Origin of the sequence: Streptomyces sp. NPDC056452, assembly GCF_042796085.1 — a bacterium.
Classification (GTDB): Bacteria; Actinomycetota; Actinomycetes; order Streptomycetales; family Streptomycetaceae; genus Streptomyces.
On the sequence record NZ_JBHTRI010000003.1, the window covers coordinates 83,341 to 97,361 of the forward strand.

The window sequence follows — 14,021 nt, forward strand, 5'->3', positions numbered from 1 at the left end:
TGCGAGGGCGGGCGAAACCGGCTCGAACGGGAGGCCCCGCCCGCTGTAACACCTCAGTAACGCCCGACGTGTACACAGCAGCCGTACAAGTGCCCGTTGATCGTTTGGGGTGTGCGCATGCCAGGACCGGTCGAACTCTCACGCGCCCCGATGCTGTCCCTGCACCTCCTCGGGGGCTTCGCGGCGGTCCGTGACGACGGCGTGGCGATTCCCCGCCGCTGGCGGCGCAGCACCGCGCAGACCCTGGTGAAGCTGCTGGCGGTGGCTCCCGGTCTGCGGCGCCATCGCGAGGAGGTGATGGATCTGCTGTGGCCGGACGCCCCGATGGACGCGGCGGTACGGAATCTTCGTGTCACCCTGCATGCCGCACGCCATGCGCTGGAGCCCGAGCTGGCACCGCGGGTCCCTTCCTCCTATCTGGTCGCTGAGGGCGATCTGCTGTTCCTGGCGCCGGACCGGGTGCGGGTCGACGCCGACGAGGCCGAGGAGGCCGGGCGCGCCGCGCTCGCTTCGGGAAACGCCGACGCGATCGGCGAGGCGCTGCAGGTCCTGGACCGGGAGCTGTTGCCGGAGGACCGGTACGCGGACTGGGCCGGGGAGCGCCGTCGCCGTATCGAGGTGCTGCGCGAACTGCTCGTACCGGCCCTGGCCGAGCGGCTGTTGGCCGACGGTCGCACGGAGGAGGCGGTCGGTGTGCTGCGCGAGGCGGTGGACCGCTCCCCCGCCGACGAGCCCCTGAACCTGCTGCTGGCCCGTACCTGGTACGACATGGGCAGGCCGCGCCAGGCCATCCGCCAGTACCACGCCTGCCGTGAGGCGCTCGCCGATGAGCTCGGGGTGCGTCCCGGCGCCGCGCTGGAGGCGCTGCACCGTACCGCCCTGTCCGCACTGGACGCGCTCGGTGCGGCACCGATCGCCCGGACCGTGCCGGAGGCCACGCCGTTGCCGCCCGCGATCCGCCGTCCGGAACGACTCCCGCTGTTCGGCCGCGAGCGCCCGCTGGCGCTGCTCGCCGAGCACGCCTCGGCGTCGGCCGGGGACACCCCGCTCGTCGTGGTGCGCGGTGAGGCGGGGATCGGGAAGACCCGGCTGGTCGCGGAGGCGGCGCGACGAGCGGCGGCGCAGGGGGTGTGTGTCCTCTGGGGTACGAGCCACGAGGCGGAGGGGCAGACGCCGTACGGGGTGTTCGCCGACGCGCTCGACGGTCACCTCGCCGGGTGCAGCGCCGAGGAGCGTTCCCGGGTCAGCGCCGAACACAGCGGCCTCGCCGCCCTGCTGCCCGCCCTGGGCGGCGGGCCGCCGGCAGCCGCGAGCCCGGAGGAGGAGCGCGCCCGGCTGTTCCGGGCGGTCGCCGGTGTCCTCACCGACCTTGCGGCCACCCGGCCGGTCCTCGTCGTCCTCGACGATGTGCACGCCGCCGATCCGGGCTCGCTGAGCCTGCTGCATCACCTGGTGCGGACCGCGCAGGCCAGGCGATGGCGGTTCATCGCCACCTGCCGCGACGACACCCTCGACCCGGACGACGTGCGGCAGCAGGTGCTCGACGGCATCCTGCGGCAGCGGATGGCGGTGGAGGTCGATCTGCTGCGTCTGAGCCGTGCCGACTGCGCGGGGCTCGCCGCCGCGGCTGCCGGCCGCGGCGGACCGGCGGAGGACCGTCGTACCGCCTCCCGCATCTTCCGGCTCTCCCTCGGGAACCCGCTGTTCGCCCTGGAACTGACGACCAGTCCGGAATCGGACCTGGAACGTATGGGGCCCCGCCACCGCACCACCGCCGAGCCGGCCGCGGACGCTGTCCCGGACAGCATCCGGCGCCTGGTCGGCGGGCGGCTGGCCCGGCTGCCCGGGGACGCCCGGCGCACCCTGGCGGCGCTGTCCGTGGCGGGCGGCACCGCGGTCTCGCTCGCCGAGCTCGAGGCCGTCACCTCCGCCGGGCTGCATCCGCCGCTGGACGGGGCCGAGGTCGTGTCGGCGCTCGATGCGGCAGCCGGTTCCGGCATTGTCGAGGAACGCGATGTGGTTCTCGGCAGCCGTCAGGTACTCGGCTACGCCTTCCGCCACCCGCTGGTGCGCCTGGCGTGTGCGGAGCAGCTCAGCAGGGCCGCGCGACGGCGCCTCCATCAGGCGTATGCCGACACCGTGCTCAGACTGCGTCCCGATGCCGTCGACACCCTCGCCTTCCATATGTCGGTGGCGGACGACTCACGGGCGCCGGCCTTCCTCCGGGCCGCCGCCGACCGCGCCGCCGCCCTGTACGCCAACGACAGTGCCGGCGACTACTACCGCGAACTGGTGGCCCAACTGGACACCACGGACAGGGTCGCGGCCGCCGACGCACGGCTCGCCTGGGGGAACGTGCTCCGCAGGGCGGCGCGGTATGCGGAGGCGGAGGAGGTACTGCGGTGTGCGCTCCGGGATCTGGCGGCGGCCGCCGAACACACCGGAGCGCTGCGCGCGGCCGTGTCCCTGGCCGAGGTGCTCGGCCGAGCCGGGCGACCGCTCGAAGGCCTCGCGGTGCTCGGTGAGGCACCCTCACCGAAGCGGTCCACGGTGGCCGACCGGGTCGGTCTTCATCTGGCCGAGGGCGCGCTCAGCTTCTACGCGGGGCGGCCCGACGGGACGATGGCCGCACTGCGCCGGGCGGAGCTGGAGGCCGCCCGGCTGCCCGAGGAGGACCGCGATCCGGTGCTGTCCCGCCTGTTCACGATCCGTGCCGCCTCGCTGCTGACCTCCGGGCAGGTACGCGAGAGCCGCGGGGCGGCCGAGGCGGCGCTGCTGACCGGTGAGCGGACCGGCGATGCGGCGCTGATCTCCAGCGCACTCTCCGTCGTCGGTGAACTGGCCCGCGAGGAGGGCCGGACGCAGGCCGCACGGGACTGCGCGCGGCGCGCGGTGTCGGTCGCACGGCGTACCGGGGACCCTACGGTCCTCGCCTTCGACCAGAGCAATCTGGCCGGCGCCGAACTTCTGGTGGGCGATCACCGGCGGGCGACGGCACTGGCCGACGCGGCGGTCCGGCTGGCCCGTTCGCTGGGTACCTCGTGGGTACTGCCGTACGCGCTGGTGGGGCTCGCCGAGGTCGAGCTGCGCTGCGGGCGGCTGGCCGAGGCGGACGAGGCACTGCGCGAGTGTGCCGACACGGGGTCGCTGGCGCGTGACCCTCAGATACTGGAGGGGATGCGACGGCTGACACAGGAGCTCGTCGCCGCCAGGGCCGCGCAGGCGGACGGATCGCCACCGGCACGGGCGAGGGGGCACATGGGGAGCCCCGTCACGGGAGGGTGAGTCGCCGCTCCCCCGGCCGGCGCGCTCCGAAAGCGCGCCGGCCGGGGGCCGGGTCGTGCCCGGTCCGAGGACCGGATCTACCTCCGGGTGGACGCCTGACCGGCGCTGCCGTTGATGACGAACTGTGATCCGGGTTCGACCACGACGTCGCCGTCGGCCGATCCGCTGATGGTCACATCGGTCAGGGTCGCACTGCCCCGCGCACCTCCATGGGCGAGGATTCCGGACCCGTTGACGGAATTGACGATACGGACGTTCGAGATCTGCGCTCCGGGCACGGACCCGCCGCCCGACTTGAACTGGATGCCGTCGTAGGTCGAGTCATGGATGTCGGTGTCCCGGATCGTGACGCCGGGAATGTCCTGACCGGCCGCGAACAGGGTGATGGCACCGAACTCCTGGGCCTCGCCCCAGAATGCCCCGCCCGTGCGGTGGAGCGCGTTGTTGGCGATCAGTGTCTGTCCGGAGAAGGGCAGCGGATCGTGGTCCGTCGCCAGCATGATGCCGGGGTAGTTCATCGTGTCGGAGATGATGTTGTTCTCGATCGTGTTGCCGTAACCGCCGTAGACCGCGATGCCGTTGGCCCTCCAGGGCAGCTGGATGGTGTTGTTGCGGAAGTGGTTGTCGTGGCCGATGTCCACCGACGGGTTCTTCACGTACTTGCTCGACCACACGGCCAGCGCATCATCTCCGGTGTTCCTGAACGAGGAGTTGAACACCGTCGAATTGCGCGTGCCGTTGGCGAAGTTGATGCCGTCCGCGTACGTGTTGCGAATCCGCATGCCGGTGAACTCGACACCGTCGCCCGGTCCCCAGAGGTCCGGGATGTTGTCGTAGTCACGGCCGACCCACACGCCCACGTTCGCGTGCTCCAGCCACACGTTGGTGATCTTGGTGTCGTCGCCGAAGCGTCCGTTCAGACCCACTCCGCCCTCGGCGTTGCCGTCTCCGCCGCGGATGGTGCCGGAACCGAATATCGCCAGGTCCGAGATCTTGGTGTTGTCGTCGATGTCGAAGCCGAAGTTCCCCTCGTGCGGGTGGTTGATGCCGCCCGCGTTCTGGGGCTGGGTGAGGGTGTACAGCTGGGAGTGCCACATGCCCGCGCCGCGGATCGTGACGTCCCTGATGCCCACCTGGTTGAACTGGCCCCGGTTCAGCGGGTCGTCGGTCAGGATCTTCTGCTCCTGCCGCCACTGGCCCTGCGGGATCCACACGCAGCCGATGTCACCGTTCTGGTCGGCCGTCACTGCCCGCTGGATGGCGTCCGTGTCGTCGATTCCGTCGTTCGGGACGGCACCGTAGGTGGTGATCGACGTGCATCCCGCCGGCTGGGCGGCAGGCGGCGCCACCTGCTCCAGGTCGACGAGGTCGATGATGTAGAAGGAGGCCGAGTCGCCCGCGTCGCGCTGGAGACGGAACTTCGTACCGGCGGGGTAGGTCTGGCCGAGCAGGGCGTTGGACTCGTCGAACAGCCTGCGGGCGTCGGCCTGCGGCTGGTTGGTCAGGCCTTCGGGGCTGTCCGTGTCACCGTAGAGCCAGCTGTGCTTGGAGGAGAGGGTCAGCTTCCGGGCGAAGGTGCCGTTGACGTACAGGCTGATCGTGGCCTCCGTCCCGCCGCCACCGGGTGCGTCGGGAATGGAGTTGCGGACCACGAGGGAGTTGGACGGCACGGTCGAGGTGACCTCGACGTACTGGCCGGTGGAGTTCAGCCGCACGGATTCGCGGCCCGAGGACTCGGTGGCGAAGTTGGTGTGCCCGAAGGTGCGCTCCTGGTCGGCCTTCAGCAACGTGCCTGCGTAGTCGGCCTGTTCCGCCTCGTACTCGGTGTACGGGACCGCAGCCCCACGGCCGACGACGATGGCGCGCGAGAAGACGTTGTTGTTCTCGTTGGTCTCGGTGAGGACTCCGGTGGCGTCCGCGGTGGCGGTGAGGTTGGCCCCACCGCTCTTCGCGGTCCAGCTTCCGCTGATGGGCACGGTGACCGTGCCTCCGGCGGGAACGGCCCCGGTCGTGCCGTTCAGGGTGGTGGTCTCCGCCAGGAGACGGGTGACCGTCGAGGAACTCACAGCCGTGGTACCGCGGTTGTGTACGGAGACGGTGAAGGTCACGGCGGCGCCCACGGCGGGATTCGACGGGCTGGACGTGATGCCGAGTACCTCGAGGTCGGGGCCGGGGCTCTGGGAGACCACGAGCTTCGACGCGGCGGTGCGGCTGTTGTTGCTGTTGTCCTGCTCGACGATCGTGTCGGTCGGGTCGACCACCGCCGAGACGCTGTAGGTGCCCATCGGGCGCTTACCGACGACAACCGGCACGGTGGCCGAGGCTCCGGCGGCGAGACCGCCCACGGACGCACTGCCGGCGACCAGGCCTTCGAGGCTGACGTCGACCGTCGTCGCGGCGGCGGCGGCCGTACCCGTGTTGCGCACGGTGGCGTTCACCGTGACGTCGTCCTTCTCGGACGGCGTGGCGGGCGACCACGTCAGCTCGGAGACGGTCAGGTCGGGGTTGGGGGCGGCGGTCCCGACAACCTGGATCTCCGCGACCTGGGCGCCGGGCGCACCTGTGTTGGAGAAGAACTTGAGCTGCACGTCCGCGTACCGGCCGCTGACCGCGATGGTCACCGTGTTCTGGTTGCCGGAGGGGTTGAAGGAGTAGTCGGCCCGGTCCTTCAGCGAGGTGAATCCCGTGGCGTCCTGGGCACGGCCGAGCACCTGGACGCTCTGCGTGCGGGTCGCCCATGCCTGGTCCGGGGAGAGCTTGACGACGACGGCCTCGATGTCGGCGTCGGCGCCGAGCTTGACCGTCAGCGTCGAGGGGTATCCGTTCGACTCCCAGTACGTGGAGAGTTTGTCGTCATTGGCGTTCGCCGCCACATAGGTCTGCGTGACCGACGAAGCCTCGATCGGTTTGTTCAGTGCCAGGTTGGATCCGTCCGAGGCAGGCGGGCCGGGATCCTCCCCGCCGTCCTCGCCGGAGACCTCGACCTGGGAGAGCTGTGCGGCGTTCCAGCCGGTGTTGGCGGTCACCTGCACCCGGATGTACCGCGCCTCCTTCGCGGGGAAGCCGATGGTGACGGTGTTGCCCGCGGAAGGACTGAACACCCGGGCGGCCGACGCGGACAGGGTGCTGAAACTGCTCCCGTCCGTGCTGCCCTGGACGGCGAGTGTCTGGGTCCGCGCCTCCCACGTGGTCGGCAGCTTCAGCACCACCTGGTCGACGTCGAACCGGTTGCCGAGGTCGATCTGGACCCACTGCGGGAACGTGCCCGGGCTCTCCCAGTACGTCTGCTGGCTGCCGTCGGTGACGTTCGACGCCGGGTAGGCGCCGTGCGACCCGCTGGTCGTCGCCTGCTTACCGAGAGCCAGGTCGGGGCTCCGGACGGCCGCCGACGCGGCGACGGGCAGGAGCCCGACGGTCATCAGTGCGGCTGTCACCGCTCCGACGGCGAACCGCCGTCCGAGTTGCTTCCATCTCATGCTGTCCTCAGTTCCGTGGGCTGCGGGACCGGGAGGGCACAGCAACGCGTCACCGACCGCACGGCGCGTACTGCGTCACGCGGTCGGCGACGGCCGGGTGCGGGCTGCCGGTACACCGATGGGGGGACGATCGGGGACGCCGGCAGGGGGAAGGGCAGGCCACCCGCCGGAAACTCGCGTTCATTGCCTAGGATTTTGAGTGATCCGGTCAATATTTTGCGGTGTCGAGGTGACAGGTTTCTAGCAGGTCACGCTTTTGTCAACGGTCCTCACACAGGCACCCCCCTCACACCCACCAACTGCGCAGCTCAGCGCCACCAGGCGGATCGCAAAGGAACGGAGGCGACGAGCGAAGCCGTCCACGGCGTACCGCGGCCCTCGCCATTCGTGGCGCCACGACCGGGGCCGGGACCGGAAACCCGCGTCAACTCCCATGGCACAGCAGCCTGTCGGGTGTGGCGATCGCCAAGTCACGGCCGGCCGGCCCGTAACGCGTAGCTCAAGGGGCGGGACTCACGCCCGGTTGGCGGTCGCCGCAGTCCGGTCGGCGGCATCGTGGAGCAGGTCCCGCAGCTTCAGTGCCGCGGGCACCGGGGCGGCGGGCAGTGCAATGTGTACGGTCCGGTGCGGGGGGAGGTCGCCGAGCCGGCACAGGACGAGTCCGGCCGGGACCGCGTGGGTCGCCAGCGAGGGGACCAGGGCGACCCCGAGCCCGGCGGCGGCGTAGCCGAACTTCCCCGCCCACTCCGCGATCCTGATGATCTTCCTGGGTTTGAAGCCCGCCCTGGCCCACGCGTCGGCGAGCATGGTGGGGCTGTCGGCGGGCGCGTCCTGGAGCCAGACCTCGTCGCGCAGGTCGCGCAGGTCGACGGTCCCGGCTCCCGCCAGGGAATGCCCGTGGTGGAGCGCGACAAGCAGCTCGTCCCCGAGGAGAGCCGTCGTCGTGACACCCTCGGCCGTGGGAAGACCGGACGGGTAGTCGCTGACCACGGCGAGGTCGAGTGCCCCCTCCGTGAGGTGGCGCATCAGGGTGCTGCTCCGCCCCTCGACCGCGGTGACCTCCACATCGGGCCTGGCCTGCTTGAACTCCCGCAGGGCGCCGGGCACCAGGGAGATGTTGGCGGTGGCGAACGCACCGACGCGCAGGACTCCGCCGCGGCCGGCATGCAGCGCGGCAAGTTCGTGTTCCGCCCTGGACAGAGACCCCAGGACGTCCACGGCGTGCCGATGCAGCACGCGACCGGCGGGATTCAACCGCACACCCCTGGGAAGCCGCTCGAACAGTGGCCCGCCCGCCTGCTGTTCCAACGAGGCGATGCGCCGCGACACGGCGGACTGCGTGTAACTGAGCTGCAGCGCGGCCTTGGTGAACGACCCTGTCTCGGCCACCGTCACCAGCAGACGCAGCGCATCGGTCTCGAACACATTCCCTCCAGGCATGACTCCGATGCAATCTAGTCGCTGGTGGAATGTGTGGCCACGTCCTAGCGTCGTGCGCGTCATCACGTTTCCGGTTCGGGAGATAGCGGGGAAAGAATGCCTGTGTCAGGGAACAGCGGTTCGGGGCACGGCCGGTGACGGACGGGAGCACACTCCGATTACCGGCGATGCTGGCCGATCTGGAGCAACTCGTGGTCTGCGAGTCCTTCTCGGCCGATCACGCTGCGCTGGCCCGCAGCGCCCGGGTGGTCGGCGCCCTGGGCACGGAACTGCTCGGCACCGCGCCGGAGACGCTCGTGATCGACGGCGTCAGCCATCTGCGCTGGTCCTTCGGGCCGCCGCGTGTACTCCTGCTGGGACACCACGACACGGTGTGGCCGACCGGCTCGCTGAAGTCCCGCCCCTGGTCGGTGGCCGACGGCATCGCCCGGGGTCCGGGGGTGCTGGACATGAAGGCGGGGCTGGTCCAGATGTTCCACGCCCTGGCCTCCCTGTCGTCCCTGGACGGCGTGTGCGTACTGGTCAACGGGGACGAGGAGGTCGGCTCCCCCACCTCACGGACGCTCATCGAGGAAACCGCACGGGGTTGCGTGGCCGCCCTCGTTCTCGAACCGTCCGCGAACGAGCGGGGCGCACTCAAGACGGCACGCAAGGGCACCTCACGGTACGAGGTCGTGGTGCACGGCAGGGCCGCCCATGCCGGCCTGGAGCCGGAGAAGGGCGTCAACGCCGCGATCGAGGCCGCCCATCAGGTACTGGCCATCGCCGGTCTCGGCGCCTCGCTGAACCTGACCGACTCCGTCCTCGGAGCACCGACTGTCACACCCACGCTGCTGTCGGCGGGCACGACCCTCAACACCGTGCCCGCGCTGGCAAGAGTCGTGGTGGACGTGCGCGTACCGAGCCAGGCGGCGCAGGAGCAGATCGACGGCCTCCTCCGCGCACTGACCCCCCGGACGAGCGGAGCGCGGCTGAGGGTACGAGGAGGCATGAGGCGGCGGCCCCTGGAACCGGAGTCCTCCGCCGCACTGTTCGCCCTGGCTGCGGAGATCGCCTCGGACCTGGGCCAGGAACCGCTCCACGGCATGGCGGTCGGCGGCGCCTCCGACGGCAACTGCACCGCGGGCGCCGGTTGTCCGACGCTGGACGGCCTGGGCGCTGTCGGCGGCGGGGCCCACGCGGACACCGAGCACGTCGATGTCTCCCAGCTGATTCCGCGCACCCGCCTGCTCGCCCAACTGATCGCCCGGACACGGCGATGACCCGCCTTCCGTTCACCCGAAACGAAGCAGAGGCTCATGACACAGCAGAGACCCGCATCAGCACCGTCCCCCCTGCCGCCAGAGGTCGCCGAACTGGCCGCCCGTCACGAGCTCGGCGAACTCAGGGCCGCCTTCGCCCCCCAGCGCCTCGGCATCATGATGTTCGCCCTCTACATCTTCACGCTCACGTATCTCCTGATCCTCGTGATACCCGCCCTGCTGCTCTTCCTGTGGCTGCGCCGCTATCCGAACTTCAGCAGGAAGCAGGCCTCCAAGCGCCTCTACCTGTTCGATGACGGCATGATCATGAACCCGCAGTCGGCGGACGGCCTGATCGTCCTGCGCTGGGATTCCGTGCAGCTCTACACGAACGTCAGCCAGAAGATCATCAACGGGATTCCCGGCCCCATCACGTACGTCTACACGCTGCTCCCCCCGACCGGAGGAGACAACGCCACACTCACGGAGTTCTACGAGCGCCCCGGTGCGTGGGGGCCATGGATCCAGGAGGCCGTCGTGCGGGCCCAGGGGCCGACGGCTCTGGGCGCAGTCCTGGAGGGCGGGACGGTCAGGTTCGGAAACTTCGAGGTCTCCCGGACCGGCATGACCGCCGGCAGAAGGGACCACTTGCTCTGGGCCGACTTCCAGCGGATCAACGTGGAGAACGGCAGGGTCCACATCATGAAGACCGGCGACGCCACCCCCTGGAGCAGGAGCGACGTGAAGAGCATCGCCAACCTCGCCGTCCTACTCACGCTCGCGGAGAACCTCGACGGACGCCGGACGACCGGTCCGTAACCGGTCCGGGGACCAGCCTCGACCAGCGGCGGAACGGGGAGCATGCGGACGGTCAGCCGAGGAGGCGCAATTTGCCTGCAGGAACCCAGAGAGCCAATGGGGCTCCTGTGGAGCCCCATTGGCTCGGGGAACCAGGACCAGACGGCCCACCCGACCCGTCGTGCGCCCGGCCGTGAGGCCGGGCACACGCCGGATGCAGTCGTACACGAAGAGGACCAGCTCACTGGCCGTGCCGCGGACGGAGACGCCGGACAGCGATTTCCGGTGCCGCCGAAAGGGCGGAGGAGGACCTCCGCCGTGCGGGCGCGAGCAGGTGGTTCCCGAAGAGCACGTGCAGTCGCGCCGCAGGGCTTTCAGCCGGAGCGCCCTCCCACAACACCCCTGCCGTCGAACGCCGTTGCACTCCCGGACCCGAGGTCCAGCCACAGCTCCGTGAACCGGTCGAGCAGCCCGGCCGCCTTCGTCACATCGTCCGTCAACGGCCGGTCGGCCAGCTCGGCGTCGAGCACCGAGTCCGCCAGCTCGAAGGCACGGCCCACCGGCAGTTCCGGGTCGAGACGCATGTCGCGCTGCCGCAAGGCCCTGATCGCCGCGACGAGTTCGCAGCCCACGACGAGCCGGTACGCCTCGCACGCCCGCAGCGTCTGGCGCGCGGCCAGCGAGGCGAAGCTGGCCTGCTCCTCGACGCCCCGCGAGAGGACCGCGTGGCCGAGTGAGGCGGGCGCGGAGAAGGCCCGCAGGTCGCCGAGCGCCGCCCCGGCCGCGTATTCGAGGATCATCACGCCCGACGACGCCGGTTCGCCGTCCGCGAGGAACGGCCGCAGGCGCGTGAAGCCCGGTTCGTTCAGTGTCGAGAGGCGCGATGTCGACAGGCGTGCCACCTGCGTCACCGCCAGCCTGAAGTGGTCCAGCGACAGGGCGAGTTGAGCAAGGTAGAAGCCGCCGTGGTGGTAGGCCGCCATGTCGGCGGCCGAGATCAGCGGGTTCTCGGCCGCCGCGTTGATCTCGACCGCGAGGACGTCTTCGAGCGCGTCCGCCGCGTCGTGCGCGGGACCGTGGATCTGCGGCACGCAGCGGAGGCCGTACGGGTCCTGGATCCGGCCGAGCGGCGGCGTGGGGCGGTCGGGCGCGCCGAGCAGCTGCCGCATCCGTTCCGCGACGGCGAACGAACCGGCGTGGCGCCGCGCCTCGTGCACGGGCAGTGCATACGCCTCGTACGAGCCGTCGATCGCCATCAGGGACAGCGCCGCCACCACCTGCGTGGCCGCGATCAGGCCACGCAGCTCGTGCACGGCGAGCGCGGACTGGCCGAGGGTGAGGGCGTTGCTGCTGATCAGGGCGAGGGCGTCGTTGTTGTCGAGGGGCTGCGGGTCGGGTGCCGCCCCCGCTCCCTGCCAGGGGTGCTCGCCCGCCAGCGCGAGGCCCATCTGTGCGAGCGCGGCGATGTCGCCGGTGCCGACCGAGCCGAATTCGTTGACCCTCGGGTAGGCGCCCGTCTCCAGGGCTTCGCAGAGCGCCGTGACGACGGTCGGGCGCAGGCCGGCGCCACCCGCGAGCAACTGGTTGGCGCGGACCGCGAGCATGGCGCGGACCTGCCGTGCGGGCAGCTCCTCACCGATCGCTCCGGCGTGGCTGCGCAGGAGCCGCAAGCCGTGGTCGGCGGCCGCCTCCGTGGGCACGGACTCATTCCGGTTAGCACCCACGCCGGTGGAGCGACCGTAGACGCGACCCCACGAGGCGATCTCCCGCGCGGCGTTCCACGAGGTCTCCACGCGCTTCATCCCGTCGGTTGCGGGAACGGGTTTTGCGGCGGATTCGGCCAGGCGTACGACATCTGCGACCATCAGTCGGCGGCCGTCCAGGACGACGATCGCGCCGCTGTCGCCGGCGACCCCGTCCACGATTTGAGACGACATCAGTGGTGATTCCTCCTCAATCAGGCGCTCCGTCTTGCCCTGCGGCCACTTGTAACCAGGGATTTACGCCTGAGCAGCGACGACCTATTGACAATCTATTCAGTCACCGAGAACTCTGCATGATGATATGCAGCCGGGCAAGGGACTCCTCATGATCCAATTCGACAAGGTCCACAAGCACTTCCCGAACGGCACAACCGCAGTGCACGACCTCACCCTTGAGATGCCGGAGGGGGGCGTGACCGTCCTCGTCGGATCTTCCGGTTGCGGCAAGACGACGACGCTCCGCATGATCAACCGGATGGTCGATCCGACCTCCGGGACGATCCGGGTCAACGGCAAGGACGTCCTGGAGCAGGACGCCGCCGAGCTGCGCCGCTCCATCGGATACGTCATCCAGCAGTCCGGGCTCTTCCCGCACCGCACGGTCCTGGACAACATCGCGACCGTGCCGCTCCTGCTCGGCTGGGGCCGCAGGAAGGCGCGGGCGCGGGCGGCGGAGCTCCTGGAGACGGTGGGTCTCTCCGCCGACGCCGGGAAGCGCTACCCGCACCAGCTCTCCGGCGGCCAGCAGCAGCGCGTCGGCGTGGCCCGCGCGCTCGCCGCGGACCCGCCGGTGCTCCTCATGGACGAGCCGTTCGGCGCCGTCGACCCCGTGGTCCGCACCCAGCTCCAGGACGAACTCCTCCGTCTTCAGAAGGAGTTGAACAAGACCATCGTCTTCGTCACGCACGACATCGACGAGGCCGTACGGCTCGGCGACCGCATAGCCGTCTTCCGCACCGGCGGCCACCTCGTCCAGTGTGCCGCCCCCGCCGAACTCCTGGCCCGCCCCTCGGACGCGTTCGTCGCGGACTTCCTGGGCGCCGAGCGCGGCCTGAAGCTGCTGTCCCTCACGACGCTCGCCGCGGTCCCGCAGGGGCCCGCCCCCGAAGGCACCCGCTGGCAGCTGGCCCTCGACGCGGCCCGCAAGCCGCTGGCATGGCGCGACACCGAGACGGACGCGGAGACGCCGGTCCGGCCGCTGCGGGACTCGGACTCGCTCCTCTCGGCGCTCAACGAGTCGATCGCCGCGCCGAGCGGCCTGGTCGCACGGGTCGACGCGGACGGCGTGCTCACGGGCGTCACGTCCCGCGAGGACATCCACGAACACGCGGGGCATGTGCACAGCGAGGCAAGCACGGTGGCCGCATGACCGTCGACTGGTCGTGGATATCCGACCACACCGGCGATCTCACCACCCTGACGCTCTCCCACCTGCAGGCCGCCCTCACCGCCGTACTCCTCGGCCTGGTCGTCTCGCTCCCCCTGGCCGTCGTCGCCCACCGCGTACGCCAACTGCGCGGGCTCCTCCTCGGCCTGTCGAACGTCCTGTTCACCATCCCGTCCATCGCGGTCTTCGTGCTCCTCCTGCCGGTCAGCGGGCTCACCCGCACCACCACCGTCATCGGCCTGACGATCTACACGCTCGTCGTACTCCTGCGGAACACCGTCGAGGGACTGGACTCCGTCCCCGCCAGGACCAAGGAGGCCGCGAAGGCCATGGGCACCCGGCCGATGCGCACCCTGCTCACCGTCGAACTGCCCCTCGCCCTCCCCGTGATCATGGCGGGCGTGCGGATCGCGACGGTGATGTCCATCTCCCTCGTCTCCGTGGCCACGTACATCGGCGACGGCGGACTCGGACAGCTGTTCACGGACGGGTTCCAGCGCAACTTCCCCACCCCCGTCATCGTCGGCGTCGTCCTGACGCTGCTCCTCGCGCTCGTCGCGGACGCGCTGCTCGTCACCCTCCAGTACGTCCTGACTCCCTGGACCCGCCGGCAGAAGCAGAGGGCCTGACC

Annotated in this window: 8 protein-coding genes; 5 read left to right on the forward strand and 3 right to left on the reverse strand. The window is 70.5% G+C overall.

The window, feature by feature from the left end:
• Window positions 1-117 precede the first annotated feature (117 nt).
• On the forward strand, window positions 118-3,285 hold the full coding sequence (locus ACFQ6X_RS04195) for an ATP-binding protein (RefSeq protein WP_383175596.1): 3,168 nt from the start codon (window positions 118-120) through the stop codon (window positions 3,283-3,285).
• A gap of 77 nt (window positions 3,286-3,362) precedes the next feature.
• Here ACFQ6X_RS04195 and ACFQ6X_RS04200 read toward each other — a convergent pair whose 3' ends face one another.
• Together ACFQ6X_RS04200 and ACFQ6X_RS04205 are read right to left on the reverse strand one after the other, a co-directional pair.
• A complete protein-coding gene (locus tag ACFQ6X_RS04200) occupies window positions 3,363-6,761 on the reverse strand; it encodes a CARDB domain-containing protein (protein ID WP_383175599.1) in 3,399 nt (1,132 codons plus the stop codon).
• 513 nt (window positions 6,762-7,274) lie between these two features.
• Window positions 7,275-8,201 (reverse strand): LysR family transcriptional regulator, encoded by a 927-nt coding sequence (locus ACFQ6X_RS04205; RefSeq protein WP_383175602.1) that lies wholly within the window; start codon window positions 8,199-8,201, stop codon window positions 7,275-7,277.
• A gap of 167 nt (window positions 8,202-8,368) precedes the next feature.
• Here ACFQ6X_RS04205 and ACFQ6X_RS04210 point away from each other — a divergent pair, with 167 nt between their 5' ends.
• Window positions 8,369-9,463: a M20 family metallopeptidase gene (locus ACFQ6X_RS04210; RefSeq protein ID WP_383175605.1), complete on the forward strand. Its 1,095-nt coding sequence runs from the start codon at window positions 8,369-8,371 to the stop codon at window positions 9,461-9,463.
• Window positions 9,464-9,499: 36 nt separating this feature from the next.
• The gene (locus tag ACFQ6X_RS04215; RefSeq protein WP_383175608.1) at window positions 9,500-10,261 is read left to right on the forward strand and encodes a DUF6585 family protein; all 762 of its coding nucleotides are present in this window, start codon (window positions 9,500-9,502) and stop codon (window positions 10,259-10,261) included.
• Window positions 10,262-10,614: 353 nt separating this feature from the next.
• Here the strand turns inward: ACFQ6X_RS04215 and ACFQ6X_RS04220 are convergent, their stop codons facing one another.
• The gene (locus ACFQ6X_RS04220; protein ID WP_383175611.1) at window positions 10,615-12,177 is read right to left on the reverse strand and encodes an aromatic amino acid ammonia-lyase; all 1,563 of its coding nucleotides are present in this window, start codon (window positions 12,175-12,177) and stop codon (window positions 10,615-10,617) included.
• A gap of 151 nt (window positions 12,178-12,328) precedes the next feature.
• Here ACFQ6X_RS04220 and ACFQ6X_RS04225 point away from each other — a divergent pair, with 151 nt between their 5' ends.
• On the forward strand, window positions 12,329-13,372 hold the full coding sequence (locus tag ACFQ6X_RS04225) for an ABC transporter ATP-binding protein (protein ID WP_383175614.1): 1,044 nt from the start codon (window positions 12,329-12,331) through the stop codon (window positions 13,370-13,372).
• Entirely contained in the window at window positions 13,369-14,019 is a 651-nt protein-coding gene (locus tag ACFQ6X_RS04230) for an ABC transporter permease (protein WP_383175617.1), read from the forward strand. The genes ACFQ6X_RS04225 and ACFQ6X_RS04230 overlap by 4 nt, the downstream gene beginning before the upstream one ends.
• Window positions 14,020-14,021 lie beyond the last annotated feature (2 nt).

Coding starts and splice junctions, on each gene's coding strand:
- ACFQ6X_RS04225 (WP_383175614.1), top strand. CDS start 12,329: ATGATCCAATTCGACAAGGTCCACAAGCACTTCCCGAACGGCACAACC.
- ACFQ6X_RS04215 (WP_383175608.1), top strand. CDS start 9,500: ATGACACAGCAGAGACCCGCATCAGCACCGTCCCCCCTGCCGCCAGAG.
- ACFQ6X_RS04210 (WP_383175605.1), top strand. CDS start 8,369: ATGCTGGCCGATCTGGAGCAACTCGTGGTCTGCGAGTCCTTCTCGGCC.
- ACFQ6X_RS04205 (WP_383175602.1), bottom strand. CDS start 8,201: ATGCCTGGAGGGAATGTGTTCGAGACCGATGCGCTGCGTCTGCTGGTG.
- ACFQ6X_RS04220 (WP_383175611.1), bottom strand. CDS start 12,177: ATGTCGTCTCAAATCGTGGACGGGGTCGCCGGCGACAGCGGCGCGATC.
- ACFQ6X_RS04200 (WP_383175599.1), bottom strand. CDS start 6,761: ATGAGATGGAAGCAACTCGGACGGCGGTTCGCCGTCGGAGCGGTGACA.
- ACFQ6X_RS04230 (WP_383175617.1), top strand. CDS start 13,369: ATGACCGTCGACTGGTCGTGGATATCCGACCACACCGGCGATCTCACC.
- ACFQ6X_RS04195 (WP_383175596.1), top strand. CDS start 118: ATGCCAGGACCGGTCGAACTCTCACGCGCCCCGATGCTGTCCCTGCAC.